The following is a 26,630-nucleotide window of genomic DNA, read 5'->3' as shown; positions in this document are numbered from 1 at the left end:
AATATGCCGACCTTGAGAGGCCAGCAACATGTCGCGTTGTCGTGATACCGCACGCAGCATGCAAATTTCATCCGTCGGGCGAAAAGCGCCAGACAGCAGGCCATAGCTCATCAACTGTTGCAGCCACTGGCAGTCGAGAACATCTGACTTGCGACCGGAGACGTTCTTTACATGCCGTGCATTGACGAGATTCACGGCAAACCCACGCGCTTCGAGAATCTCGTAGAGCGGTATCCAGTACACGCCCGTCGATTCCATTGCCACCGTATCCACGCCGCAGCACACCAGCCAGTCCGCCAACTCCTCCAGGTCTTCGGTGAAACTTTTAAACTCCCGGACCGGTTCATCGTCACGATCCGGCGACACCGCCACAAAATGGCTTGCCGAGCCGATGTCGATTCCCGCCGCATTCGGGTGCGCCAATTCCAGTACCGTTCTCTTGCGTTGTGCCATGCCTTCCTCCATCATCTCGTTTGGAATGCCGCAACGGTTCGGGTACGTCGTTATACTCACTCTCTCAAACGGGATGGCTGCTTTCGCAGCCTCGCCAATGTCGCAGACGTGACCCGTGACCACGCTCATTTACGGGCAGGGACGCTCCAGTGACTGTTCGGTCTTCGCCGTCGCGGTATTCCACTTTACCGCACATCTCGCCGCATCGTGTTTCTTTCAAACGCATTGCGGCCGAAGGCCGATTACTACGCTCACTTCGTCCTCCATTGATAAAGTTGGTTCGTATCTCTACTTTATCCGCTTCGGCTTCCGCCGAGGGGGAGGACGGCTAGATGATTATCAGGTCTAGAATAGATGTTTTAATAGGTTACTGCGTGCCGCGGATCTAGACTCTGCCCACTCTTATGCATTACTGTGCGCCGCGAATCTAGACCTGACCCTGAGTGTGCTGTGTGTTTTGATACTAGGCTGTTGGGCCCATGCGCGCCGTAAATTCTTCGACCTGCACCAGACCAATAACAGTCCCATGGCCATGGAAGCATTACAACGCATCGGTGTGCTGTATGCCATTGAGACCGAAGGCAAACACCTGACGATCGAAGACCGCCAACAACTGCGTGCAGAAAAAAGCTTACCTGCCCTCAATGCACTGCATGATTGGCTGATACAAACCCGCACCCAAACTGCCAATGGGGGTGGCTCCGCCAAAGCGCTCGACTACACCTTGAAACGCTGGCCAAGTCTGACTCGTTACGCACAAAGCGGTCACCTGCCCATCGACAACAACCCGGTGGAAAATGCTATCCGCCCCATTGCGCTGGGCAAAAAGAATTGGCTATTTACCGGCTCAGAGCGCGCCGGGCAGCGCGCAGCAGCTATCCAAACCCTGTTCGGTACCGCTCAACTCAATGGGCTGGACCCATCTGCATGGCTCAACACCAGATTTGACAATAACTCTGTGTTCACATTGGACCAGAATCAGTGTTCAACTTCGCCGGAATATGCATGTGCTCGGTGGCGACGTTATAAAGCAAGGTGGCCTGGGTGCCGGTATCGATATTGTCATAATTCAGGCTGGCGTTGATAATATGTTTGGAATGGTCTTGCAGCAGCTGGCTGGCAGAGGTTTGCACCCGAAGGTTCTCCTCTGCCAAGGTTACATTGGATGTGGACTAGGTAGGTATAGTTGCCGCCGAAACTAAATCCTACCCAGCCATGGATGGATGAAATCGAGATACCTGAGGCTCACTGCCACCCTCCACCAAGTGATCTATAAAGATCCACCATTGCGTCAATTTGCTTTTGTTTCATTTCAATTAGATCCGCTTTGGCATCCAAGGTCTCCCTTTGTGCCAACAGCACATCCAGGTAGTCCGTACGAGCAGATCTGAATAGATTGTTAGCGATATCAATTGATTTGCTGAGCGCTTCAACTTGCTCTGACTTAAGCTGATAGCTTTTGTCGAGGTTATTGATATTTGAAACTTGATTCGCTACTTCAGTATAAGCTCTGATAATTCTTTGTTCATACTCATAAGCTGCCTGAATCTGCCTGGCATTGGCATTTTTATATTCCGCCTCGATGGCATTCCTATTGACCAATGGAGCCACTAATTCTCCCGCGATCATGGCCGCCAATGACTCTGGGGTATTGATCAGATACTTAACTGCAAAAGCTTCAAATCCTATTCCAGCCCTTATGCCAAAGGAGGGATAGAAGTTAGCCCTGGCCACCTCTATATTTAATGCCGCCGCCGATAGCTCAAGCTCTGCTTGCCTAATATCAGGCCTATTTTGCAGCAATTGTGACGGAATGCCTGTCTTAAGCATGAAGGGTTTGAACTCCATAAAACTACCAGAAGCACGCTGGATAGGTTGCGGCGTCCTCCCTAGCAAAAAATTTATCCGATTTTCAACAATAGTAATGCTCTGATTAATTTGGTATAGTCTACTTTTGTTTTTTGCCACTTCTGCTTCATAGCGTTTGATGGCAAGTGTACTTGCTCTTGCGTACTCTTGCAGACGCCTGACCATCTCCAGAGCATTTTGCTGAATACTAATATTTAGCTCTAAATTGTTAAGCTGGTTGTCCAAGGAAAGCAGTTCATAATACGAATGGGCAATTTCAGCGACCAGGTTAGTCACTAAAAAATTCTTACCTTCTTTTGACGCCATATACTCGAAAACAGCGACCTTCTTCGCATTCCTCAACTTTTTCCATATATCTATCTCCCAGGTTGAAAACAGCCCAAAGTGATAATCCCCCACGTACCTAGGAAAATGCCGGCCTTCCTTTACTGGCAGATTCTCTTCAACAGCGCCCTCGCGTGTAAACTCGCCGACTCTTTCCTTACCTGCACCACCACCAATATTTACAAATGGCAAGTATTCGCCCCGACGTGCTTGAATTTCATTCTGTGCAACACTGATACGCTGCATCATAATATTAATTTCTTTATTATTTTCAACAGCTATATCCAGCAAACTTACTAAATTAGGGTCACTAAAAAAATCTTCCCATTTAATATTTGCCACATTGTCCTCATCCGAAACACCTTCTTTAAAAACAGTAGGAAGGTGTGTGTCTTCTTTTTTGATGAGCGAATCAGGCACGCAGGCTTGCAGCATAAGTACCAACGCGCTTGAAGCTATAATCTGAAATATTTTAGTCTTTGATCTCATTTGAAGGGCCATAGTCATAAGTCTCGGTTAAGGGGCCAAGGTCTTCATCTTTAATTAATTTTCTACCTTCTGCCATTTTGGCAAATATATAATAAAGCCCTGGAATAATGATGACACCAAACACGGTACCGAAAATCATCCCACCCAGCGCTGAGGTACCAATTGTCCTGTTGCCGATTGCCCCCGCTCCCGTGGCCATCGCCAAGGGTACCAACCCAGCTATGAAAGCAAATGACGTCATCAAAATCGGTCGGAAACGCGTTTGTGCACCCGCAATCGCTGCCTGCATAACCGTCATGCCTTGGGCTTGCTTCTGGGATGCAAATTCGACAATCAATACTGCATTTTTCCCGAGTAAACCAACTAACATCACCATTCCCAGTTGTGAATACACATCATTGGCGAGCCCTAATTCTTTTAATAAAAAGAAAGCACCAAAAATACCGGGGGGCAGAGAAAGTATTACGGCCAAGGGTAAAAGAAAACTTTCGTATTGCGCGGCCAGCACCAAGTAGACAAACAAGATAACGACAAAGAAAATCGCCAGTGCTTCGTTGCCCCGGGCGGCTTCGTCAAATGTTAAGCCTTCCCAGGCAATGTCAAAACCTTTTGGCAGGGTGTCTTTTGCGACTTCCAGGACTGTATTGATGGCGTCGCCGGTGGTGTAACCTTTTGCGGGTTCAGCGCGAATTGCTGCCGTGTTATAGAGGTTATAACGCGTGAGCTCGTTGGGCCCCTGCTTTTTCACCATGGTCATGAAGGCGGAGTACGGTACCATTTCACCTTCATCATTTTTCACAAAGTATTTCAGCACATCCTCGGGGGCACGCCGAAATTCTGGCAAGGCCTGAGCGTATACTTTAAAAAAGTTATTGAAACGGATAAAGCCCTGTTCATAGGTACTGCCGATCATGATGTCCAGCTGATTCATCGCATCATTGATGTTAACCCCTTTTTGCATGGCAAGTTTATTGTCGATGACCAGCTCGTATTGTGGATAATTGGCCGCATAAAAGGTAAACAAACCGGTCAGCTCTTTACGTTCGCGCAATGCTTTCATGTAATTTTTGGTAATCTCATCGAATTCGTAGTAGTCTGTATTTATTGTCTTATCTACCAAGCGAAATGACAAACCCGATGCCGCGCCGTACCCCGGCACCGCCGGAGGTTGAAAATACTCGATGACTGCACCCATGTCATGGCTTTTTTCTTCCAACTCTTCGATAATCTCCGTTACAGAATGTTTACGCTCTGACCAATCTTTCAAATTGATAATAACGGTCCCTGCATTTGACCCGCGACCTTCAGTGAGTACTTCATACCCAGCCAGAGAAGAAATTGATTTAACACCTTCGATTTTTTCAGCTAGCATTTCCAGTTCTCGTGCCACTTTGTTGGTTACTTCGATGGTTGAGCCGGGCGGCGTTTGGATAATCGCATAAATCATGCCTTGGTCTTCGCCGGGAATAAAGCCGGAAGGCAAGATTTTACTGACCATGAAAATACCGAAGGAAAACCCGGCCAATACCAAAAGCGTGACAATGCGCCGGGTGACCATGATGTTCATCAATCGGACGTAACGCCCGGTGACTTTTTCAAAAACAAAATTAAAGCCATTGATGAGAAGGCTGATTGGATCTTTTCGTTTCGGCTGACCATGAGTATTTTTAAGAATCATGGCACACAGTACCGGAGCAAGCGATAGCGCCACAATTGCTGAAATAATAATCGACGATGCCATAGTGATAGAGAATTCTCGATAAAACACCCCAACCGGTCCTGGCATAAATGCAATAGGGATGAACACCGATACCATGACCAGCGTAATCGCTACAATGGCGCCGCCGATTTCTCCCAATACTCTTCGAGAAGCTTCATAAGGGCTGCAATGCTCATCGGCCATTTTTGCATGCACAGCTTCCACCACCACAATGGCATCATCGACCACAATACCAATAGCCAGCACTAAAGCAAACAAGGTGATAAGGTTGATGGAAAGCCCGAACGCGGACATAACGGCGAATGCTCCAACTAGCGAAACCGGTACCGCGAGGACGGGGATCAAAGTAGAACGCCAGTCGCCAAGAAAAATAAAAACCACCAGGGAAACCAGTATGAAGGCTTCTACCAAGGTGTGTAACACTTGTTCGATAGACGCCTCGACGAAACGCGACACATCATAGTTGATTTCGTAGTCCATACCCTCCGGGAAGGATTTTTTCAATTCTTCCAGTTTTTCCTTCGTTGCCGCTATAACTGTTTGCGCGTTAGTGTTGTAATTTTGCTTAAGCACGATAGACGCCGAAGGGTATCCGTCTTTATCAGAGTAAATATTGTAAAACTCACTATTCAGTTCGACCTCAGCTACATCTTTTATGCGCAGAATCTTGCCTTCCGAAGAAGACCGAATAATAATGTCTTCGTATTCTTCCGGCTTATTGAAACGCCCTTTATAGACCAGCACATACTCCTTGGACTCGGCGGCTTTGCCTGTGCTTTGCCCGAGACGACCGGGACGTCCGATAATGCTTTGATCTGCCAGGGCTTTCATCACATCTTCTGCCGAGACATGATAGACTCGCATCCGCTCCGGGTTCAACCAAATGCGCATCGCATATTGGCGAGAACCCAGTATGGTCGCTTGGGCGATTCCAGTAATGCGCTGAATCTCTGGAATGACATTGACGTAGGCGTAATTATATAAAAGTTTCTGATCAGCGTTTTTGTCGGTGCTGAAGATATTGACATACATAAGCATGCTGGGCTGGACGAAGTTCACGATCACGCCTTCCAACTCCACCAGTGCTGGCAGCCTGCTCATCATCTGATCCACACGCGTCTTCACGTTGACCATCGCAATATTGGGATCAACGCCTTGATTGAAATACACTTGAATGGTCGCTTCGCCGGCGCTGGTTGCATCCGAAGTGATGTACCTCATGCCGGGCACGCCATTGATAGCACGCTCTAAGAGGATCAAGGACGATTTCACCAGTACTTCGGCACTGGCACCGGGAAATGATACCGAAACCGTGACCCGAGCCGGTGCAATATCTGGAAACTGGGAAACTGGCAATGTTTTCATTGCCAAAAAACCCATAAATAAGAACATCAGTGATAACACAATCGCCATCACAGGTCTTTTAAGAAAGATACTAAACATGGCTTAATCCTTAAACTAAACAGTTATTCGGTATACAGCTCTAACTCCGGGAGAATCTCTTCGGGCGGCCTTAAATTGATACTCACCTTGTCTCCAGGATTAACTTTTCGTATACCTTCAAGCAACACCCTGTCGCTGTCATTAAGGCCATCTTTAACAATAAACAGTTTTGTCATCTCGGCCTCTATATGGATAAGCCTTTGCTCCAGCTTTTCTTCTTCATTGATGACGTAGACATAGTTCTTATCCATGATTTCGAATACCGCTTTTTGCGGAATAACCATGGCATTTGGGTAATGCTTGGTCAATAGGATAGTTCCTGTCTCATCATGTCTGAGAATTTTGTCCGGGTTAGGAAATAAGGCACGAAATTGAATAGTGCCGAAAGTGCTATCAAAATCACCTACAATCGTCTCAATGACACCCGTGTGATCATAAATCTTGCCGTTTGCCATTTTTAGTTGTACGGTTTCACCAAGTTTGTCGCCTTCTTCCATTCTAAAACTCAGGTAGTCTGCTTCTGGAACGTTGAAATAGACCCACAATTGTCTGATATCAGATAGTTCCGTCAGCAACTCGCCTTCATCGAGAAGACTGCCGATCCTGGCATTAAAACGACCCATAATTCCGTCAAAAGATGCTTTGATATCGGTAAAACCCAAGCGGGTTTCCGTTAACTTCACCTCAGCATTAGCCTTATCTAGTTTTGCTTTTGCCAAAGCAAGCTCATTGGGCGATACGATATTCTCATCAGCCAAACCTTTGGTATTAAGGTATTCGATCTTTGCAGATTGCGCTTCAGCTTTCGCTTTTTGGAATTCTGCCTGATAAACTTTGGGCATAATTTTAAACATGGGCTGTCCTTTTTTTATCCACTGCCCTTCATCCACAAAAATACCCTCTAAGTAGCCCTTTTCCAAAGAGCGGATTTCAATATGCATAATGGCTTTAATCAGACTGACATAGTGCCTAGGTAGAGAAACGTCTTTATGGAACGGTGTCGTTGCCTCAAGTTTTGGCATCTCATGATGCGTTTCAGTTTCTGCGTGATTACACCCATTCAAAAACAGAGCCGCGATTAAGCTTAAAACTACGGATAATTTAGTAATCATTTTTCTACCATTTAGGTTGTCAGGGGGCAAAGTATTTTGTTAGGGGAAGCAAGACCAAGTCTATTTTTTATTTTAATGAGAACCAAAAAGTCTGCATGGTGCAGCTTAACGAGTGCGGGTATATCTTTCCTAACAGGCTCATAGAGGGGACAGAACTTTCGCACAACGATACTATTTTCTTCTTTAGCATCATGTTCACGATATATAGAATTTTTATTTTCATATTGAAAACCAATAAATTTTTTATGCTGTCTCATCAATAACCGCACTAAATAATTTAACTCTTGAAATGATTCTAGCTCTTGCAAAGTAAAAATTATGTGAAGCACTGTCTTACAAAGTAAAAATTATGTGAAGCTCTGGAGAGTTACAATTTAACCAAGGCAGCTTGATTCCTCTTTACTTGAAGCGCACGCGAAATGTTGAAGAATTTTTACCCTGGCTATACCTGAGATGGGTTTCAGCGGAAGACTTTAGCGAAACGCTGAAACACTTGCTGGGAGCGGATGCGCCAGGATTGGCATCGGCAATAACCAGCCGTCTGAAGCAGCAATGAGAACAGGACTGCCGGGACTGGAGCCGGCGTGATTTGGGTAACAAGCGTTATGTCTATGTCTGGGCGGATGGGGCCTACAGTACGCTTAGAATGGATGATCGGTTATGTCTTCTGGTGATTATCGGTTCTGATGAAACGGGGCGCAAGGAATTGCTGGCGTTGTCGGATGGCTATCGCGAGTCGGAAGCAAGCTGGACAGAACCACAAAACCTTAACCATCCGTTTGCACCACAGCGCACGCGCACATACTGATGAGGTCATCGCTAAGCTTTGCGAGGAGCTCAATGCTACTAAAACCTTCTTTCCTCGATCTGGACTTCGTCTGATCTTTAAATTGGGGCCATCTTAAAATTGTCGGGATCAGGTGGTCTGAAATTGGCACGCGTCCTCACTTGTCTTTTGATTAATAAGAAAGATTTTGCTCAGTCGGGTGTATGAGTCACTACACCACTCTTTCTCAAAACTTCCCTATTAATCAAAATCCTGCGTGATCATCACGCGAATTTATGAAATATTCTGGCTAGAGGCTCAGCACTTGCTCTTTTGACATTGATCCAGAATCCAGAGCAATGGGGTTACCCACTTAAGTCACCATTTTCTAGTGGATGGGAATGGGGCATCGAACGGCAAATCAACCAGAAATATGAGGTCAACATAGAACCGGAGCTTAACAGTTATTGTGTCATTGAGTACTAGAAGCGCGCCACAACGTAACTGGATGAAGTATTATGTTGAGATAGCGCATCTATCATCTATCAAGTGAATTGAATTAGATACGAAGGGGGACATATGGCCATCATAGGTATCGATCTAGGCACTCCCAATTCGGCGGCAGCGGTTTTGCGCGGAGGACACCCCGTCATCATTCCCAGCGCCGAAGGTATCAGCATCGGCGGCAAGGCATTTCCGAGTTATGTGGCACTGACCAGTGACGGACAGGTTCTGGCCGGCGAACCTGCGCGCAGCCAGATGGCAGCGAATGCCGAGGGAACGGTGACTGCTTTCAAGCGCAGAATGGGCAAACGTGAAATGACCCGTCTCAGGGAGAGGGACTATACCCCGGAGCAGCTTTCTGCCTTTCTGTTACAAAAGATCAAACGCGATGCAGAGGCCTTTCTGGGTGAACCGGTGGAAAAAGTGGTGGTGACAGTACCCGCTTATTTTGACGATAATCAGCGTGCTGCCACCAAGGATGCCTGCCGTATTGCCGGCCTGGAGGTAGTGCGTCTGGTCAATGAACCCACTGCTGCTTCATTGGCCTATGGATTGGACCGGTTGAGTCAGGAATTACGCATCGCCGTAATCGATTTCGGCGGGGGTGGGCTGGATGTCACCATCATGGAATGCGGCAAGGGTGTGTTCGAAGTGAAATCGACCAGTGGCGACACTCAGCTCGGTGGCACGGACATGAATCAAAGTATTTTCGAGCACTTGGCAGGGCGTTTCCAGATGGCGACCGGCGTGGATGTCCGCGGTGACCGCAAGGCAGCAACCCGCCTGATCGAGGCAACGGATGCAAGCTGCTACGAGGCTGAGAAGATGCTTGCCAACTTTGCCGACAAACTGACTGATGATCTGAAGAAACGCATTGAAGCATCGTTGCGTGAAACCAAGGAAGCCTTCATCAAGAAGGAAGTGGCATTAGCCACTGAGCGGGCAGAAACGCTCAAGAAGCTGCTCAAAGAAGCGGGTGCGACGCTCTATGCGCAATCCGGCCAGGCGCCCAAAGGGAGGCCTTATGCAGAAACCCGCTGGGAAGGACCCGAGCCGCCTCCCGATGTCCATGCAGCCTCCGGTGAGCCCCGTCCCAGCGGGTCTGGCCCGCAAGGTAAAGTGGTCGATGCTGAGTATCATGAAAATAAGTAAGTTTTAACCCGAATATTTCATAAATTCGCGTGATGATCACGCAGGATTTTGATTAATAGGAAAGTTTTGAGAAGGAGGGGTGTAGTGATTCATACACCCGACTGAGCAAAATCTTTCTTATTAATCAAAAGGCAAGTGAGGGAACGCGCCAATTTATGAAATATTCGGGTTAAATGGCACACTATTTTGTTGATGACTTCGTTGCCATCCTGTTCAGTCTGGCGTAATCAGGGTGGCATTATTTCTATCTTATTTTTTCCAATAAAAACAATGACAACTATTCTTTCCCTGGAACCGCAGCAGCTATATCTATCCTGTGACCCCGATCAGTTTACATTTCAGACGACGGCAGAAGTGGCGGATCTGACAGAGATCATCGGCCAGGCGCGCGCCATGGATGCCGTGCGCTTTGGCTCGGGCATTCGCCGGGAAGGCTACAATCTTTTTGTGCTTGGCTCGCCTGGTATGGGCAAGTACAGCCTGGTACAGCAATTTCTGGAAACCAAAGCGAGCAAGGAAGCAGAACCGTCGGATTGGTGCTATCTCAATAATTTTGCCCAGCCGCACAAACCAAAAGTGCTTAAGCTTCCCGCCGGCAGAGGAGAGGAATTGCGGCTGCACATGGAGCGACTGGTGGATTATTTGCGCAGCGCCATTCCCGCGCAGTTTGAGAGCGAAGAGTATCGAAGCAGGGTCAGCGCGATCCAGCAGGAGTACAACGAGCAGCAGGAACGCGAGATAAAGGAACTAGGAGAGGAAGCCGAGAAGAAGGAGATCGTGCTGCTGCGTACACCCGAAGGATTTGCGTTGGCGCCGAGCCATAACCGTGAAGTGATTCCACCGGAAGAATACGACAAGCTGTCGCAGGCAGAAAAAGATCGGATAGAAGCGGCTATTGCCGAATTGCAGGCGCATCTGGAAAAAATGCTCAGCCATCTGCCGCAGCGCCGCCGGGAACGGAGCGAACGGATCAAGCAGCTTAGCCGCGATATCATGCTGTTAACCGTCGAGCACATGATCAATGAGTTGCGTTCAAGCTATGCTGATTTGCCCGACGTGCTCGATTTTCTCGATGCAGTGCAGCAGGATATGGTGGTGCATGTGGATGATTTCCGCAAACCCGAGGAGTCCGTCAACGTCTCTGGCATGACGATCATCACTCATCAGACATTTAATAATTACCAGGTCAATGTACTGGCCTCAAACCATAAAAAACCGGGTGCGCCGATCATCAGTGAGGATAACCCGACTTATAGCAATTTGGTCGGGCGAGTGGAGCATGTCGCCCAGTTTGGCGCACTGGTCACCAATTTCACGCTGATCAAGCCAGGCGCGTTGCATCGAGCCAACGGCGGCTACCTGCTGCTGGATGTGCGCAAGGTGCTGATGCAGCCATTCGCCTGGGAAGGACTGAAGCGGGCGTTACAGTCGCGCAAGATTCATATTGAATCGCTGGGGCAGCTATACAGTCTCGTCAGTACCGTATCGCTCGAGCCAGAGCCGGTTCCACTCGATATCAAAGTCGTATTGTTTGGTGATCGTTTATTCTATTACCTGCTGCAGGAGTACGATCCCGAGTTCAGCGAGCTGTTCAAGGTGGCTGCAGATTTTGAAGACACCCTTGAACGCAATGCGGAATCCCATCTGCTCTATGCCCAATTGATTTCCACATTGGCGCGCAAAGAGGGATTATTGCCTTATGACCGTCATGCGATCGCCAGGGTGATCGAGCACAGTGCACGCCTGGTGGGCGACTCCGAGAAACTTTCCGCGCACATACGCAGCATTGCTGATTTGCTGCGCGAGGCAGATTACTGGGCACGTGAAGCAGGCCATGATGTGGTGCTGGCGAGTGATGTCCAGCAGGCGATCGACTCACAGATCCACCGGCAGGATCGAGTGAGAGACCGGCTATATGAGGCTATCCTGCGCGGCACCCTGATGATCGATACACAGGGCGCGGTGACGGGGCAGGTCAATGGCCTTTCGGTGATCGAGCTGGGTGGATTTGCCTTTGCGCAGCCGATCCGAATCACTGCCACCACCCGCTTCGGCAAAGGGGATCTGATCAATATCGAGCGTGAAGTTAAGCTATCGGGCGCGATTCACTCCAAAGGAGTGTTGATCCTGTCCTCCTTCCTGGCTGCGCGCTACGCCAAAAATCAGCCACTGGCGCTAGCCGCCAGCCTCGCTTTCGAACAGTCTTACGGCATGGTTGATGGTGATAGCGCGTCCTTGGCAGAGCTCTGCGCACTGCTTTCCAATCTGGCGCATACGCCAATCAACCAGTCATTGGCGATAACGGGCTCAGTCAATCAGTTCGGCCAGGCGCAGGCAATTGGCGCCGTGAATGAAAAAATCGAAGGATTTTTTGATATCTGTGCTGCACGGGAATTGACTGGCACACAAGGCGTATTGATTCCTGCCGCCAATGTCAAACACCTGATGCTGCGAAAAAATGTGGTCGACGCCGCAGCGGCTGGCAAGTTTCATATCTATGCCGTGGAAAATGTCGATCAGGCCATCACGCTGTTAACTGGCCTGCCAGCAGGAGAGGCTGACGCTGAGGGTAAGTATCCGGAAGGCAGTATCAATTATCAGGTAGCCGCACGGCTGACAGAACTCACCAAGATCAGCAAGTCATTTGTGCCGCAGCAGGAAAAGGCGGAAGAAAGGAATTGACTTGCCCCGGTTCCAGGGCGGCGAAGAAGCAGTACATGGATTCAGCGTCTTCCCTACCCGGATCCAATTAACTCATTTCTCTTTTCATAAATCATAATGGGTTTGGGGAATCGTTTTCAGAGGGGTTCCTGCATGCGGCGTGACAGCATGCGTCACGCGTGGCGGAATTGCTCCGCGGTGCAGAGCAAAGACTTTGTCTTGCAGGATTTTATCGGTTGCTGAGACGCGGGCATGCTGGCGCAGATGCGCAGCCCAGGATTCAACCGTGAACATCTCGATGAAGCGTCCACGATCCTCGGCATCCTCAAAGAATCCCCACTGAATAGCCCCGTCGCGGCGGCGAATCACGCCCAGTTCCCGCATCAGCAAGCAAAACGCATCTCGATCTGCATCGTCGATACAGTATTCCAGTGTTACCAGGACAGGGCCGTGATCGTGTGCAACCGGCGTGGCCAGAACAGGTTCGTCCCAATGACCGGATGGAGTATAGTCATCATGTTCACCCAGATTGAGCTTGAATCGCCATGTGGCAGGAATCAGAAGAAGCGCCAGTAATCCTGATGCTATCAAGGCCAATGGCAAACCAGCTATTTCTGCTACCTGTCCCCAGCCCAGTGATCCCGCCGCCATTGCACCAAAAAACACCATCTGGAAGATGGCAAGGCCGCGGGCGCGCACCCAATCCGGCAGCGCCACTTGTGCGGAAATGTTCAACGATGATACAGCCAGGATCCATGACACCCCACCTGCAAATCCGGCGGCAATGCCGGTAACTGTCTGCCCGCCGTAGGCGAACATCATCGAGCACAGTGCTGTTCCTGCCGTTGCCAGCATCATGATCTTATCCGCACTCAGGTATTTCTTTATGAGCGAGAGCAGGAATACTCCTGCCACAGCACCACTCCCCAACGCAGTCAGCAAAATGCCATAAAGACTAGGGCCACCTTGGAGCACATCCTTGGCCACCAGGGGTAACAATGCCCAATAGGCGGATGCACAAATAAAAAAAGCCAACGCGTGAAACAAAGTATTGCGTAGAGGGATGCTATGCAGCGCAAATCGGATGCCCGCCTGCATAGCATCGACCAGATGTTCGCGCGGCAGCGCATCAGCTTGCGCCGCGGCGGCACGCCACCACAACAGTGCTGCCACGACGGCAAGATAGGAAACGGCATCCAGCAATACCGTCGCCACAGCGCCTGCCGCTGCCAGAATAAAACCGCCCAGTGCTGGGCCGATGGCACGGGCAATATTGATGCTCACCCCATTCAAGACAATCGCGGGCTCCAGCGCATCCCGTGGCACAAGGCGCGGTATGATCGCCTGCCACGCAGGCAGGGCGAAAGCTGATCCTGCACCGGTCACAAAGGTAAACAGTAGTAAAACCCAGGTATTAACGCTACCTTTCCATAACAACCCTGCAAACAGAAAAAGTGCCACGGCGAGGAGAATCTGCGTCCATAACAACAGCTTGCGGCGATCAAAAAGATCGCCAAGCGCCCCCGCGGGAAGAGCGAACAGGAAAACCGGCAAGGCTGTCGCTGCCTGCACCATCGACACCATAAAAGGCGAGGGCGACAGCTCTGTCATCAGCCAGCCGGAAGTGACGTTGAACATCCAGGTGCCGATATTCGAAATCAGCGTCGCTGTCCATAAAATCGCGAACACGCGATGCCTGAACGGAGAAAATGCTGATCCTGCCATTCTGCCTGGCACGATCAGTATGCTAAGCAACCGCAGCCAATGGCCCACGGATGGTTAAAGCTGAGCCCTTCCTTCTGCCTGTCAAGGTCCAGCCAGCGGGACAGCTTGCCGTAATGGTCAGCAAAATATTCGCTTTGAAGAACCCTACCGTACTGCATGAAAGCTCTGCGCGTCAGATTATGCATAAAAGGATTCTCTTTCATAAATTATTCTCTCTGGCATTCAAGATACGGAGAAATGACATCGATGACAATCAGAACATCTGCATGACTGAAAAAGAATGCAATGTTATTACCGTCGCCACGAAAATAGATAGGATCATCGCCAAATTACTATCGAATCTTTCCATGCCTCCTCCCATGCTTATGAATGCTTAAGTCAATCAGACCGGGAATTTAGATGCCCTTGTGTTGTGAAAGATTACGCTGCTATCGGGAGACTGTACAAGTATATTTAGTCGTCACTGCCAAATGGATTTGACCGTGACTCAAAAATCTCCCGGATATTGCTCCGAATGACATTAGCTTCTGGAAGCCTTCACTCCCCAAAGGAGCGCGCCCCCCTTTCTATATCGGGCTAAATGCTTTTGTAGGGATACCTCAGCAGAGAGCTCTGGTACACTGGGATGAGGCATTACCGGAATGAATCGAATTTGAAAGCAAGCCCCGGAGTGCGGCAGGTGGGTAAGATTGATAAATGGGGTAACCGTTATCAAGGTGTAAGCTGTCTAAAAAGTTATATCCTGTATAACCACTGCGTGAGTAAAAAAGTGCGCCGTCCAAACGATCAATGACGCCGTTGGACTGCTGCACTGAAGGTGCCAGCAGCCCCGTGACAGATGCCATTTTCAACGCTGGCTATAATCTACAATTCCAACAACCATTCTTATGAAAAATCGAACAAGGTTCCGGGCATGACACCAAGCCGTTATCGTACTGACGGAGCCGCTACTGAAATCCGTTTTGCCATCGACGAATGCTCTCTCGGGTCAATCCTGGTTGCCCAAAGTGGCCTTGGTATTTGTGCCATTCTCCTCGGTGACGATCCTGAGAAACTGGTGTGCGATCTGCAGGATAGCTTTCCTCGCACTAACCTGATTGGGGACGACACGGAGCTCAAGCAGCTCGTTATCAAGGTAGTCAGTTTTATCGAGGCGCCAGACACTGACCTAGATCTATCGCTGGATATGCGCGGCACTGCTTTTCAGCAGCGCATATGGCAGATCCTGCGCGAGATTCCGGTAGGGCAGACCGTAAGCTACACCGACATCGCCCGGCACCTGGGTATTCCTCAATCAGTCAGGGCTGTGGCACGGGCGTGCGCGGCAAACAAGCTGGCAGTCGCTATTCCATGCCACCGGGTCGTGCGCCAGGACGGCGCTTTAGCTGGCTATCGCTGGGGTGTAGAACGCAAGCGCGCCCTACTTGAGAAAGAGGCGAACACTGCCAAGGCGCGGCTATGACTACGCTCAAGGACGGCGCATACCGAGTCAATCTACGGCGTGGTGCCAGTCCATCTACACTCAGATTATCGCTACCTACATCATGAACATCATTTTTCACGATGCGGCATGAGAACGGATGGATAAGATGACATTGAATCTATTTGAGGATGCAGCGCTATCTCAGGCGCGGCGAGAGGGGTTGTGTCCTGGCGCAGGACGCTGCGGCAAGCGCCGGCTTTGGAAATTTTCAGCTTGATGCGTGCCTTGTCAATCAATATGAACCGGGAGCTCGGCTCTCATTGCACCAGGACAAGAACGAACACGGCTTTGATGTGCCCATCGTCTCAGTTTCGCTGGGAATTCCGGTTATTTTTCTATGGGGCGGCTTACGCCACGAGGAGAGGCCGGTGCGAGTGCCATTGATACACGGTGATGAGATAGTATGAGGTGGGCCGGCGAGACTGCACTACCATGGCGTGCTGCCGATCAAGGAAGGTTATCATCCATCGGCCGGCTTTATCGGATCAACCTGACTTTTCGCAAAGCCATTTAGCCGGGAAGCCTCCGGACAATCTCTAATATTGCATTTCGCACTGCATGCTTGCCGGGTACCCACACTTGCGGGAATTTCTCTTGCAACAGACCAACGGTTTGGCGCAAACTCAGCCATTGTGAAGGTGTAAAGTAGCTGGTGATGGTCAAACAGGAAGGCGACGTGGCAGCAGCCTTGGACCTGCTGCCACATTTTATCCTACACTATCCTATATTTATGCAATCGACCTTGAATTGCCAACTTTATTTTTCACTATCCAATTACCTCACAAGCTTCAGCAGCTATCGCAAGTTTGCGATAGTGTGCAAGCCAGGATATCGGAATGGATGATGTCAGGTTTTGCTGCATGGCTTGGCACGCAGCCACCAGCGCCCCAAGAACGATAGCGCGGCCGCAGCAATCTCCGCCAGCGCGGATATTGGCTTTAATCGCGGTGGTATAATCCGGTGCATGCCTGGCGATATGAAAAACAATGGGCAATCCTTCTGTGACATGACAAGCTAGGCCAAAACGTTCAGCGGCAGACACGCTATCCAGCGTGTCAGTGGCAAGCGCTTGTTCCAACGATGGCTTAAGCTTTTCCCCAGCAACTGTCACGGCATCGGTTAATGCCTGAACCATTGGTTTGCCATTCAGTACGCCATGCAACGCAGTGGCTGCGCAACGTGCTGCGGATACGGCGATATCATTGTTATTGGTAATGCGCACGACTTCTTCGACCCGCTTCATGAGCGCCTCGCGTGAATCCCGGTGAGTTGCTACCAACACGGGGATTGTGGCGAGTGCGGGTAGCTGATCATCATCCGCACCGGATACTTCCGGGAAGCTATTGATATCCAGCGGCAATAAAACTCGCAAGGTGTGACGGGTCGGCGAGTCGATATAACCGGCATATGCACCGCCCGGCCCAAAGTAGGCGCGGAATTCGAGTTGATAGGCCGCACGATTGAATTCACCGTGTTTTGCCAGGTGTTTGAGCATTAACAGACATATTTCACCATAGCTCGTCGAATCTCCAGCCTGCTTGTCGCCATGCGCAAAAAATCCGCCGGCCCCCGCATAATCGTCGGCACTAGGTTGGCGGAATACCAATTCATCCTCATTTTTTTCAATTGCTGCAATGCGTGCCGGATCGTAAAGCCAGTGTAAACCAAGTGAAGCGGCGTCAGCGACGAGTGCACCAAGAATGGCTGCAACGTTTGGGTTAATCAGAATGTGCGTATCCATCTATAAGCTCCAGCAGAGTTTTTCTGTTTTCAGTGAACAGTTTTGATTGCTTAAGAAAAGCTTAAAACTTGGAGAGAATGCCATCCAACTGCTCCAGATTGGTATAGTGGATAATCAAATTGCCTGCTCCGCGTTTTCCGGGTTTGATGACGACGCTGGCGCCGAGTCTCGATGAAATATCTTCCTGCAAGCGCAACAAGTCTCGATCCTGCTTGACCAATCTTTTCACAGGGGCCTGCTCGATGCGTTTGATCAGCTTCTCGGTTTCACGCACTGATAGCTGCTTGTGCGCGATTAAACTGGCGACTTCAACCTGCCTCACTGCGGGTAAAACAAGCAATGCACGCCCATGCCCCATATCGATTTTTCCCTGCATCATCAACTCTTGTACGGGTGCAGCCAGATTAAGCAAGCGCAGTAGATTTGAAATCGCGCTGCGTGAGCTTCCCAGTGCTTCGCCTGCCGTTTGATGCGTCATGCCAAACTCTTTGATAAGTCGTTGAATACCCATGGCTGTTTCCAATGGGTTCAAATTTTCGCGCTGGATATTTTCAATGAGTGACATCGCCAGCGCTGACTCATCCGGCACTTCACGAATGATTGCGGGCACCTGCGTCAATCCAGCCAGTTGTGCAGCACGCCAGCGCCGCTCGCCTGCGATGATTTCATAGCGTTCAGCGGCTACCAGGCGCACCAGGATGGGCTGCATTACGCCCTGTGCTTTGATGGATTCGGACAACTCCATCAAAGATGATTGATCCATGCTGGTACGGGGTTGATATTTACCCGGTTGCAGCAAATGGATCTCCAAATGCTGCAGGGATTCCGCTAACGCATGATCATCGTGATTGCCTGATAATAACGCATCAAGCCCTCTTCCCAGACCTTTTAACTTCGCCATTTGCTCCTAATCGCCTATCGTTTTTTTTCTGATTTATCTGGAATAATCTGAGATGTTAAGCTGTGGCATCCATGATCTCTTTTGCAAGCGCGAGATAAGCCAGCGCTCCTTTCGATAATTTGTCATGGAACAACACAGGCACACCAAATCCGGGTGCCTCTGCCAATCGGATATTGCGTGGGATCACCGTTCGATACACTTTATCGCCAAAGTGCTGTTGTAACTGATCGGAAACCTGCTTTGCCAAAACGTTACGAGGATCGAACATGGTCCGCAGCAAGCCTTCAATCTTAAGAATAGGATTAAAATTGACCCGCACCCTTTTGATGGTATTGACCAGATCACTTAACCCCTCCAGTGCAAAGTATTCGCACTGCATGGGAATCATGACTGCCTGCGCTGCGCAGAGACCGTTCAGTGTCAGCAAATTGAGCGCCGGCGGGCAATCCATAAGGATGAAATCATATTCTTTCCCCACCGTCTGAAGCGCCGCTTTGAGACGTGCTTCCCTTTGCTCCAGATTGACCATCTCCACCTCGGCGCCAGCCAGATCCTGGTTGGCTGGAATCAAATCATATTTACCTGGCGTGGAGACCACCCTGACATCAGCAATAGGCCGCTCACCCAATAAGACGTGATAAACCGTATGTTGCAAGAGACGCTTATCGACACCGCTTCCCATGGTAGCATTTCCTTGTGGATCCAGATCCACAAGGAGTACGCGCTTACCAGCTTCAACCAAACTTGCCGCCAGATTGATGCTCGTAGTCGTTTTACCAACCCCCCCTTTTTGATTGGTAATTGCAAGAATTTTTATCAACGCGCCTGCTCCTTAGCTGGTATGAACCAAGAGACTCACTCTCCTTGATCCGGCTGAATGACAATCAGATGCCGCGCCGCCCGCAAGCCAGGCACCATGACACGCAAGACTTTTTCAACTCCAAATTGCTCAGGCAGTTGCATCAACTCAGCATCGGGAAACCTGCCCTTCATTGCGATCAACCTGCTTTTGCTATTCTCGGCACATAAATGCCCTGCTGAGCTGACAAAAGTACTCAGATCGGCAAATGCCCGGGAAATCACCGTGTCGAATTTTTCGGCAGGAAAGAAACGCTCAGCACGCTCGCAAACCACCTTCACATTTTTCAATGCCAATTCAATACATGCTTGCGTTAAAAAAGCTGCTTTCTTCTGATTACTTTCAATTAAGGTTACATACCAATCAGGCCGGACAATCGCAAGCGGGATGCCGGGAAGTCCTGCACCACTGCCGACATCAGCAAGATGAGCACCGGTAATCACAGGCAGCAGCGTTAAACTATCGAGTACATGCTTGGTCACCATTTCTTCCGGTTTGCGCACGGCAGTCAAATTATAGACACGGTTCCATTTATCCAGGAACAGGATATACTGCAGCAAGTGAGTGCTGATCCTTTCCCTTTCTTTAGCTAAACCGCACTCAAGCTTATCAAGGCCTTCCAGTAATTGTTTTTCTAGACTCATATTTTTTATTTTATTTCTGACAATATAAAACCACGCTTCAGATGAACCAGCAATAGGGAAATGGCCGCAGGCGTGATGCCGGAAATCCGTGCGGCATGACCAATTGTCTCCGGTTTATGCTGATTCAGCTTTTGCTGCACCTCGCTGGAAAGACCGCGCACATTCCGATAATCAATGTCTTTTGGCAAGCTCGTCTTTTCATAATGATTATGGCGGGCGATCTCCTGTTTCTGGCGCTCGATGTACCCTTCATATTTAATATTGATTTCCACTTGCTCAGCAACTTTTTCATCGGCAACGCCATCTTCAGCGCCGAGCAATGACATTAACCTCGTATAAGTCACATCCGGACGACGCAGCAATTCGTACAATGAATATTCTTTTTCAATGGTTTTACCCAGCACGTTTATCAATTCCGCTTCCGACAACATGCCAGGGCGCACCCATACATTCCGTAATCTTTGCCGCTCAGCATCAATCGCTTCACGTTTAATCACGAATGCCTCCCAGCGCCCTTCATGGACCAACCCTAGCCGATAGCCCACTTCAGTCAATCGCATATCAGCATTATCTTCTCGTAATTGCAGACGATATTCTGCACGGCTGGTAAACATACGATAAGGCTCAGTCACACCACGAGTAATCAAATCATCCACCAACACGCCCAGATAGGCTTCATCACGACGTGGGCACCACGCTTCGCGCCCCTGCACCTTGAGGCTGGCATTTAATCCAGCCAATAATCCCTGAGCGGCCGCCTCCTCATAGCCAGTCGTTCCATTAATTTGACCTGCAAAAAACAGCCCTTCAATCGCCCGGGTTTCCAGGGAACTCTTAAGTGCGCGGGGATCGAAGTAATCATATTCGATGGCATAGCCTGGGCGGGTGATATGCGCATTTTCCAGCCCTTTGATCGAGTGCACCAAGTCGATTTGCACATCATAAGGCAGGCTGGTCGAAATACCATTAGGATATACTTCATGCGTATCCAGCCCTTCAGGTTCAAGAAAAATCGTGTGCGAATCCCTATCAGAAAAACGAACAATCTTGTCTTCTATCGACGGACAATAACGTGGCCCAATCCCCTCTATCTTTCCTGTAAATAAAGGCGAGCGATCCAGACCCTCTCGAATAACATCATGAGTGCGATCATTAGTACGTGTTATCCAGCAAGATATCTGACGGGGATGCTGTGCCACATTGCCCAGAAATGAAAACACCGGCACAGGATCGTCACCCGGCTGCTCCTGCAGCAAGGAATAATTGATGCTGCGCCCATCGATCCGCGGAGGGGTGCCGGTTTTAAGGCGTCCCACCGGCAACCTCATCTCGCGCAGTCGCTGCGCAAGGCTGATTGAGGGCGGATCACCCGCCCGACCCGCTTGAAAATTATTATTACCCACATGTGCCAAACCGGCTAGAAATGTGCCGGCTGTCAAGATGACTGCTCGCGCACAAAACTTAACGCCAAGGTGGGTAACCACCCCCACAACCCGCTCACCTTGCAGCACAAGATCATCTACAGCCTGCTGTATCAACCATAGATTTGGCTGGTTTTCCAGCCGTCTGCGTACGGCTTGACGATAAAGCACCCGGTCTGCTTGAGCACGTGTCGCGCGCACAGCGGGACCTTTACTGGAATTAAGCATTCGGAACTGTATGCCCGCCTCATCAATGGCCTCTGCCATCACGCCGCCCAAGGCATCGATTTCCTTGACCAAATGACCCTTACCAATACCGCCTATGGATGGATTGCAGGACATTTGCCCCAGCGTTTCGAGATTATGGGTAAGCAATAATGTCTTCTGCCCCATGCGAGCAGCCGCTAATGCTGCCTCTGTTCCCGCATGGCCGCCGCCCACCACGATAACATCAAAGTTTTCCGAAAAGCTCATAAATGTGTGTTGTAAAACCGATAATCAAATTACTGCTTAATTCTAAGGTATTCAGCACTTTTGTTCACAAAAAATTTAACCTCATAAACAATATGTTTCACGTGAAACATTACTTAGCTATCGATATCAGGTCGAAACTTGACCGGATCATAAATCAGGCAAAGCACCCACCTACGTTACACGGCCTAAATCATGAAAACCAACGCCACCTCCCTGCAATTCAAGTGACACGAAAATTCTTGAATTGCCATGGATCGGTTTTATCTAAGTCTTCTTCAAACAATCCCCCTCTTCCCTGAAGTGGTGTCCAGTCACTATACTGCCCGACCATTTTCCCCAAATAAGGGGCCGCCACCTTCTGCACAGCCTCAAAAGGCATTTCATCAGGCTCGATAATGCCTGCCTCTTGGTTTTTCATTGCCCAGATTACGCCGCCCAGTACGCCTGCCGCCACTTGCAAACTGGTTGCATTGTTGTAAGGTGCAAGTTTCCGCGCCTCATGAATAGATAATACCGAGCCATACCAATATATTCCCTTGGAATGCCCCATCAGCAGCACACCCAACTCGTCAACGCCATCATAAATATCATCCATTGATAAGCGAGTTTTTGACTGCAACTTTAAATTCTTCCCGTTGAATTCATGCACCGACAAAACAGCTGCGTCACAAGGATGATAGGCATAATAAACTGTTGGACGGTAATAAAGCTTGTTTCCTTCCTTGACTGTCAAATAATCTGCAATAGAGATAGATTCGCTATGCGTGATCAGGAAGCCGCGATAAGCCCCTTCGCGAGGCGTCCAACCATAAACCTGTGTTTGAACACCGGGTCGCTCCAAATAAATGGCTGCATCGCAGCCGAAGTCATGATGCCTTCCATCAGACGGCTCATGCTTTTCATGACTACCCCAGCCCAGTTCCGCAGGCTGAATTCCCTCAGAAACAAAACCATCAATGGACCATGTGTTGACAAACTCATCAATGCGTTTAGGCGGATTGATTGCTTGCGTGTCTCGCTCGGCACATTGAATGACTGATATATTTAGCAATTGAGCCAATCTTGCCCACTCATCCTTTGTTTCTGGAGTCTCAAAATTTACTCCCGTATCATGTGCGATATTGAGGAGCGCTTGCTTAACCCAGTGCGAAGCGAGGCCAGGATTGACGCCATGGCAAAGAACGGCTGTCGGACCACTGCCTAATTTTTCGCGAAGCATCAACGCTTTTTCGCGCAGTCCATAATTAGAGCGTTCGGAAAGCGATAAATTGGCGTCCGCATAACCACCTGCCCAAGGCTCAATGCAGGTATCGAGATAAAGAGCGCCTAGCGAGTGACATAATTCAACCAATGCCAAGCTAGACACATTGACCGAAACATTAAGCAAAAAATCACCTGGCGCTAATAAGGAGCCAAGTATCTGACGATAATTCTCCGGTGTGAGTGGATTAACCTGGAACGAGATATTTTGATTTTCTGCTTCAACCCTCCCCCTCTCATCTGCAACAATAATCCTAATTCGGTCAGGCAATATATCAACATGCCTCAAAAGCAAGGGAAGAACCCCTCGTCCCACACTCCCAAAACCGACAAATATAAACTTCCCATTAAATTTAAGCAGCTTTTCATCATTAACCATCAGCTTATTCTTTTCTCGATCATCTTTCTTCTTTTACAATTCATGTGGTTGAAGTTATCATTAGCAACAATTAACATTCACAAAAGCAATCAATTGTGCATTAAAGTTTACAAATTATTAATATTATGAGCAAATCGACTATGGATTATATGTATGAATCTGAGCATACCAAATTTATGCGAGAATTATTTGCAAAAAGACCGCATCTGGTTGAACAACAGAAGGAAGCGCGCGCTATTTGGTGGGATAAGAAGGTCAATCAAGAAGAACTTAAGCATTTTAAAGAGTCGAAAGTACCACAAAAAAGTTATGTTTATTTCGATTGGCTACAGAAATAGATAAGGATCGCTTTATTTTCAGTAGCATATATCCATTGGCAGTTTAAGTCAGCACATAAGCCAGTGAAGTTTAGGTCATTTTTGCTATTTGACCGCGAAAATCACGAGGATAAAGCCATTTGGAAGACGTTCCATTACCTATATTACTTGCAATATTAGTTCTATTATTAATTTTATCTGGTTTTTTTTCACTCTCCGAAACCAGTATGATGGCGATTAACCGCTATCGCTTAAAGCATCTCGCCAAACAGGGACATCGTGGCGCTCGCTTGACTGCGCAATTACTAGCCAATACCGACAGATTGCTAGGGGTCATCTTACTAGGAAACAATTTACTGAATTCAGCTGCTGCGACACTGGTTGCAGTGATTACTTCTGCTTTCTTTGCGCATAATGATTTTGCATTACTTATCGGTACGATATGTGTAACGCTGGCAATATTGATATTCAGTGAAATTACTCCCAAGGTTATAGCGGCCACTTATCCGGAGAAAATTGCTTTAACAGCAAGCTATGCACTAACACCCTTGCTCAAAATTTTCTACCCTGCAGTCTGGTTCATTAATCTTTTCGTACAAGGGCTTTTAATCCTCTTTCGCTTGAAGTCCAAGGAAAACACAGCACATAAAATCAGTCCTGAAGAACTTAAAATGCTTGTCCTGGAAGCAGGTCATTTCATCCAGAAGAAACATCAAAGCGTATTGATTAATCTGGTTGACCTTGAAACAGTTACCGTTGATGATGTCATTGTACCTAGAAGCCAGATTGAAGCCATCGATCTGGAAGCTGATGATGAAGCCATCCATGATCAGCTACTGACCTGCCACCATACTCGCTTGCCGGTATATCGCGGACATCTTGACAACGTTGTCGGAATCATTCATGCACGCAAAATATTTAACCAAATGAGAAGCGGAAAAATTACCGCAACAATGCTTGAAAAAGTTATGCAAGAACCTTATTTTATCCCTTCTGGCACGCCCTTGTTCTCACAATTGCAATTGTTCCAGGAAAATCGGAAACGAATAGGTCTGGTTGTCGATGAGTATGGCGAGTGGATAGGATTGGTAACATTGGAAGATATTCTTGAGGAAATTATTGGTGAATTTACAACCCACCCACCTACTCAAACTAGCACATTCATTCGACAGCCAGATGGGAGTATAATTGTAGAAGGAAGTGTTTTATTGCGTGATCTTAATCGGAAGCTTGGGTTTCATTTACCTTTAGATGGGCCCAAAACTTTAAACGGCTTGATTTTGGAGCATTTTCAAGACATTCCCGAGGCAGGGATAGGATTAAATATAGCTGGACACCCCATGGAAATTATCCAAACAAAGAATCAAGTGGTCAAAGTGGTGCGCATTTATCCAGCTTTACCAAATTCTGGGTTAAGCGTATAAATCCAAATAGCTTTTCCTTTATCGTAAATCCATGTTTGTGATTTAGAATTTTACGCGCTCATAGCTCAGTGGATAGAGTACCGCCCTCCGAAGGCGGGGGTCACACGTTCGAATCGTGTTGGGCGCGCCATGAACGTATGAATATGGGCGCTTGATCAGCTCTCATATTTTTTGCGTACTCTAATTGTAGCTGCCAAACTGGCATCCGATTCTCGGATCGGCGTGGAGTTTCTTGCACAGAGTCGGCTCAAAGGCTCCCACATTGCTGGGAAACAACTACTACTCCACGGGCAACGTAATGCCCTTACGCATGTTTGCCTATTCCAGCAGCAATTCCTCTCTGTCATTGCACAATAATTCAGTCTATTGTTTCAAGATGTCATCCAAGGAAGCATGTCCGTTTCCAACACCTCACAAGCGGGGGTGTCCTAGACTTTGTATAAATGGCTATTAGCCCGAATATTTCATAAATTGGCACGTGCCCTCACTTGTCTTTTGATTAATAAGAAAGATTTTGCTCAGTCGGGTGTATGAATCACTACACCCCTCCTTCTCAAAACTTCCCTATTAATCAAAATCCTGCGTGATCATCACGCAAATTTATGAAATATTCGGGTTAGAAGCTGTCTGGCAAAACAATTTCCATTAGAATCAAGTATTTTTGGCGGATTCTAGTTTGAAGTGCAACTTTTATAAGGTTAACAAGAGGCAAGCTGCGATAGCATCTGAGCTTCTTGAACGATCAAATAAAAGGAGCCCAGATGAAGCACTATCAGCAGCTCACCCAAGAGCAACGATATCAGATTTACGGGTTACGCAAAGCAGGTTTTAAGCAAAGAGAGATAGCGAATGAAGTTGGTGTAGATAAGTCTACGATCTCGCGCGAACTGAGGCGTAATAGAGGACAACGAGGGTGGCGGCCGAAGCAGGCACAGGAATTGCGGGATGAACGGCGCAAGGGATGCAGTCATGCCAAACGATTTAGCTTGGAAGATTGGAATAAGGTGGACAGGCTAATTCGGCAGGATATGAGTTCTGAACAGGCATCAGCCCGACTTGAACGGGAAGGTGAATTGTCCATAAGCCATGAGACCATCTACCAACACCTATACACAGACAAACTGGCAGGGGGTGATTTGTGGCAGCATTTGCGCTGTCAGAAACCGCGACGCAAGCGCTATGCAAGCGGGCAAGAACGGCGTGGCACTATTCGCAACCGGGTCAGCATCGATGAACGGCCCGAGATTGTTGAGCAGAGAGCGCGTATAGGTGATTGGGAAGGCGATACAATGATTGGCAAGAACCATCAGGGGATCCTATCCCATCTTTAACCTCATCCTGCTAAATTCTCTCCCTTTTTCCGTTTCGTATATTTCTAACTAACTGATATACAAAGCTTTGTATTTTGTGGCGGGCTCAAATACGTAATATAGTGCCATAATATTATGGAGATATCTTGTTTTATCCTCCGCTTTGTAGTAACGTCGCGCCTATGTTTATCCGACGAAC

Annotated in this window: 21 protein-coding genes, 1 tRNA gene and 2 pseudogenes; 10 read left to right on the top strand and 14 right to left on the bottom strand. The window is 48.4% G+C overall.

Features of this window, described 5'->3' with window-relative positions; genetic code table 11:
• Positions 1 to 453 (bottom strand): IS110 family transposase (locus BLP80_RS11490; RefSeq protein ID WP_143002282.1); only part of this gene is annotated, 453 nt, incomplete at its 3' end.
• 463 nt (positions 454 to 916) lie between these two features.
• Here BLP80_RS11490 and BLP80_RS11485 point away from each other — a divergent pair.
• A pseudogene (locus BLP80_RS11485) lies at positions 917 to 1,390 on the top strand (IS66 family transposase); the annotation flags it as partial.
• 308 nt (positions 1,391 to 1,698) lie between these two features.
• Here BLP80_RS11485 and BLP80_RS11480 read toward each other — a convergent pair.
• From BLP80_RS11480 to BLP80_RS11465, 4 genes are read right to left on the bottom strand one after another with little or no spacing between them, the layout of a single operon-like run.
• Entirely contained in the window at positions 1,699 to 3,135 is a 1,437-nt protein-coding gene (locus tag BLP80_RS11480) for a TolC family protein (protein WP_090543370.1), read from the bottom strand.
• On the bottom strand, positions 3,119 to 6,298 hold the full coding sequence (locus BLP80_RS11475; RefSeq protein WP_090543364.1) for an efflux RND transporter permease subunit: 3,180 nt from the start codon (positions 6,296 to 6,298) through the stop codon (positions 3,119 to 3,121). Before BLP80_RS11475 ends, BLP80_RS11480 begins: the two co-directional genes overlap by 17 nt.
• A 23-nt stretch (positions 6,299 to 6,321) precedes the next feature.
• Entirely contained in the window at positions 6,322 to 7,410 is a 1,089-nt protein-coding gene (locus BLP80_RS11470) for an efflux RND transporter periplasmic adaptor subunit (RefSeq protein ID WP_090543362.1), read from the bottom strand.
• 11 nt (positions 7,411 to 7,421) lie between these two features.
• Entirely contained in the window at positions 7,422 to 7,667 is a 246-nt protein-coding gene (locus BLP80_RS11465) for a hypothetical protein (RefSeq protein ID WP_090543360.1), read from the bottom strand.
• Between the two features lie 98 nt (positions 7,668 to 7,765).
• Between BLP80_RS11465 and BLP80_RS11460 the strand changes: the two are divergent.
• The 3 genes and pseudogenes from BLP80_RS11460 to BLP80_RS11450 all read left to right on the top strand — a co-directional run.
• Positions 7,766 to 8,167, top strand: a pseudogene (locus BLP80_RS11460) (transposase); the annotation flags it as partial.
• Positions 8,168 to 8,755: 588 nt separating this feature from the next.
• Positions 8,756 to 9,832, top strand: coding sequence for an Hsp70 family protein (locus BLP80_RS11455; RefSeq protein ID WP_090543358.1), 1,077 nt, complete (start codon positions 8,756 to 8,758; stop codon positions 9,830 to 9,832).
• A 270-nt stretch (positions 9,833 to 10,102) separates the two neighbouring features.
• A complete protein-coding gene (locus BLP80_RS11450) occupies positions 10,103 to 12,514 on the top strand; it encodes a Lon protease family protein (protein ID WP_090543368.1) in 2,412 nt (803 codons plus the stop codon).
• Positions 12,515 to 12,598: 84 nt separating this feature from the next.
• Here BLP80_RS11450 and BLP80_RS11445 read toward each other — a convergent pair whose 3' ends face one another.
• Together BLP80_RS11445 and BLP80_RS15255 are read right to left on the bottom strand one after the other, a co-directional pair.
• Positions 12,599 to 14,230, bottom strand: a complete 1,632-nt coding sequence (locus tag BLP80_RS11445) for an MFS transporter (RefSeq protein WP_256325072.1) — start codon at positions 14,228 to 14,230, stop codon at positions 12,599 to 12,601.
• Positions 14,231 to 14,232: 2 nt separating this feature from the next.
• Positions 14,233 to 14,421 carry a hypothetical protein gene (locus tag BLP80_RS15255; protein ID WP_143002281.1) on the bottom strand — a complete coding sequence of 63 codons (189 nt, stop codon included), beginning with the start codon at positions 14,419 to 14,421 and terminating at the stop codon, positions 14,233 to 14,235.
• A 710-nt stretch (positions 14,422 to 15,131) separates the two neighbouring features.
• Here BLP80_RS15255 and BLP80_RS11435 point away from each other — a divergent pair.
• Both BLP80_RS11435 and BLP80_RS11430 read left to right on the top strand, forming a co-directional pair.
• Positions 15,132 to 15,680: a methylated-DNA--[protein]-cysteine S-methyltransferase gene (locus BLP80_RS11435; protein ID WP_256325071.1), complete on the top strand. Its 549-nt coding sequence runs from the start codon at positions 15,132 to 15,134 to the stop codon at positions 15,678 to 15,680.
• Positions 15,681 to 15,829: 149 nt separating this feature from the next.
• Positions 15,830 to 16,108: an alpha-ketoglutarate-dependent dioxygenase AlkB gene (locus tag BLP80_RS11430; protein ID WP_256325070.1), complete on the top strand. Its 279-nt coding sequence runs from the start codon at positions 15,830 to 15,832 to the stop codon at positions 16,106 to 16,108.
• Between the two features lie 53 nt (positions 16,109 to 16,161).
• Here the strand turns inward: BLP80_RS11430 and BLP80_RS16345 are convergent, their stop codons facing one another.
• The 7 genes from BLP80_RS16345 to BLP80_RS11400 all read right to left on the bottom strand — a co-directional run bounded on the left by BLP80_RS16345 (position 16,162) and on the right by BLP80_RS11400 (position 23,380).
• Positions 16,162 to 16,407, bottom strand: coding sequence for a hypothetical protein (locus tag BLP80_RS16345; protein ID WP_256325069.1), 246 nt, complete (start codon positions 16,405 to 16,407; stop codon positions 16,162 to 16,164).
• A 60-nt stretch (positions 16,408 to 16,467) separates the two neighbouring features.
• Entirely contained in the window at positions 16,468 to 17,442 is a 975-nt protein-coding gene (locus BLP80_RS11425) for an ADP-ribosylglycohydrolase family protein (RefSeq protein ID WP_090543354.1), read from the bottom strand.
• A 61-nt stretch (positions 17,443 to 17,503) separates the two neighbouring features.
• Positions 17,504 to 18,343 carry a ParB/RepB/Spo0J family partition protein gene (locus BLP80_RS11420; protein ID WP_090543352.1) on the bottom strand — a complete coding sequence of 280 codons (840 nt, stop codon included), beginning with the start codon at positions 18,341 to 18,343 and terminating at the stop codon, positions 17,504 to 17,506.
• A gap of 55 nt (positions 18,344 to 18,398) precedes the next feature.
• Positions 18,399 to 19,163, bottom strand: a complete 765-nt coding sequence (locus tag BLP80_RS11415; protein WP_090543350.1) for a ParA family protein — start codon at positions 19,161 to 19,163, stop codon at positions 18,399 to 18,401.
• Between the two features lie 35 nt (positions 19,164 to 19,198).
• Positions 19,199 to 19,846: a 16S rRNA (guanine(527)-N(7))-methyltransferase RsmG gene (rsmG, locus tag BLP80_RS11410; protein WP_090543348.1), complete on the bottom strand. Its 648-nt coding sequence runs from the start codon at positions 19,844 to 19,846 to the stop codon at positions 19,199 to 19,201.
• 5 nt (positions 19,847 to 19,851) lie between these two features.
• Positions 19,852 to 21,741: a tRNA uridine-5-carboxymethylaminomethyl(34) synthesis enzyme MnmG gene (gene mnmG, locus BLP80_RS11405; RefSeq protein ID WP_090543346.1), complete on the bottom strand. Its 1,890-nt coding sequence runs from the start codon at positions 21,739 to 21,741 to the stop codon at positions 19,852 to 19,854.
• Positions 21,742 to 21,961: 220 nt separating this feature from the next.
• A complete protein-coding gene (locus tag BLP80_RS11400; protein WP_090543343.1) occupies positions 21,962 to 23,380 on the bottom strand; it encodes a homospermidine synthase in 1,419 nt (472 codons plus the stop codon).
• 140 nt (positions 23,381 to 23,520) lie between these two features.
• Here BLP80_RS11400 and BLP80_RS11395 point away from each other — a divergent pair, with 140 nt between their 5' ends.
• The 4 genes from BLP80_RS11395 (at position 23,521) to BLP80_RS11380 (ending at position 26,452) form a co-directional block, all read left to right on the top strand.
• Positions 23,521 to 23,718 (top strand): DUF3460 family protein, encoded by a 198-nt coding sequence (locus BLP80_RS11395; protein ID WP_090543342.1) that lies wholly within the window; start codon positions 23,521 to 23,523, stop codon positions 23,716 to 23,718.
• Between the two features lie 119 nt (positions 23,719 to 23,837).
• Complete coding sequence (locus tag BLP80_RS11390) at positions 23,838 to 25,121, top strand: HlyC/CorC family transporter (protein WP_090543339.1); 1,284 nt, start codon at positions 23,838 to 23,840, stop codon at positions 25,119 to 25,121.
• Positions 25,122 to 25,175: 54 nt separating this feature from the next.
• A tRNA-Arg gene (locus BLP80_RS11385) sits at positions 25,176 to 25,251 on the top strand.
• A 631-nt stretch (positions 25,252 to 25,882) separates the two neighbouring features.
• On the top strand, positions 25,883 to 26,452 hold the full coding sequence (locus BLP80_RS11380) for an IS30 family transposase (RefSeq protein WP_090543337.1): 570 nt from the start codon (positions 25,883 to 25,885) through the stop codon (positions 26,450 to 26,452).
• Positions 26,453 to 26,630: the final 178 nt, after the last annotated feature.

The organism is Nitrosomonas sp. Nm132, assembly GCF_900100485.1.
Taxonomy (GTDB): Bacteria; Pseudomonadota; Gammaproteobacteria; order Burkholderiales; family Nitrosomonadaceae; genus Nitrosomonas.
The sequence above is the reverse complement of the archived record's forward strand: the minus strand, read 5'-3'. Positions and strand labels throughout refer to the sequence as shown.

Excerpts from the sequence above, each read along its gene's own strand:
- BLP80_RS11480 (WP_090543370.1), bottom strand. The coding sequence starts at position 3,135 with ATGAGATCAAAGACTAAAATATTTCAGATTATAGCTTCAAGCGCGTTG.
- BLP80_RS11475 (WP_090543364.1), bottom strand. The coding sequence starts at position 6,298 with ATGTTTAGTATCTTTCTTAAAAGACCTGTGATGGCGATTGTGTTATCA.
- BLP80_RS11470 (WP_090543362.1), bottom strand. The coding sequence starts at position 7,410 with ATGATTACTAAATTATCCGTAGTTTTAAGCTTAATCGCGGCTCTGTTT.
- BLP80_RS11465 (WP_090543360.1), bottom strand. The coding sequence starts at position 7,667 with ATGAGACAGCATAAAAAATTTATTGGTTTTCAATATGAAAATAAAAAT.
- BLP80_RS11455 (WP_090543358.1), top strand. The coding sequence starts at position 8,756 with ATGGCCATCATAGGTATCGATCTAGGCACTCCCAATTCGGCGGCAGCG.
- BLP80_RS11450 (WP_090543368.1), top strand. The coding sequence starts at position 10,103 with ATGACAACTATTCTTTCCCTGGAACCGCAGCAGCTATATCTATCCTGT.
- BLP80_RS15255 (WP_143002281.1), bottom strand. The coding sequence starts at position 14,421 with ATGAAAGAGAATCCTTTTATGCATAATCTGACGCGCAGAGCTTTCATG.
- BLP80_RS11435 (WP_256325071.1), top strand. The coding sequence starts at position 15,132 with ATGACACCAAGCCGTTATCGTACTGACGGAGCCGCTACTGAAATCCGT.
- BLP80_RS11430 (WP_256325070.1), top strand. The coding sequence starts at position 15,830 with ATGCAGCGCTATCTCAGGCGCGGCGAGAGGGGTTGTGTCCTGGCGCAG.
- BLP80_RS16345 (WP_256325069.1), bottom strand. The coding sequence starts at position 16,407 with ATGTGGCAGCAGGTCCAAGGCTGCTGCCACGTCGCCTTCCTGTTTGAC.
- BLP80_RS11425 (WP_090543354.1), bottom strand. The coding sequence starts at position 17,442 with ATGGATACGCACATTCTGATTAACCCAAACGTTGCAGCCATTCTTGGT.
- BLP80_RS11420 (WP_090543352.1), bottom strand. The coding sequence starts at position 18,343 with ATGGCGAAGTTAAAAGGTCTGGGAAGAGGGCTTGATGCGTTATTATCA.
- rsmG (WP_090543348.1), bottom strand. The coding sequence starts at position 19,846 with ATGAGTCTAGAAAAACAATTACTGGAAGGCCTTGATAAGCTTGAGTGC.
- mnmG (WP_090543346.1), bottom strand. The coding sequence starts at position 21,741 with ATGAGCTTTTCGGAAAACTTTGATGTTATCGTGGTGGGCGGCGGCCAT.
- BLP80_RS11400 (WP_090543343.1), bottom strand. The coding sequence starts at position 23,380 with ATGGTTAATGATGAAAAGCTGCTTAAATTTAATGGGAAGTTTATATTT.
- BLP80_RS11395 (WP_090543342.1), top strand. The coding sequence starts at position 23,521 with ATGGATTATATGTATGAATCTGAGCATACCAAATTTATGCGAGAATTA.
- BLP80_RS11380 (WP_090543337.1), top strand. The coding sequence starts at position 25,883 with ATGAAGCACTATCAGCAGCTCACCCAAGAGCAACGATATCAGATTTAC.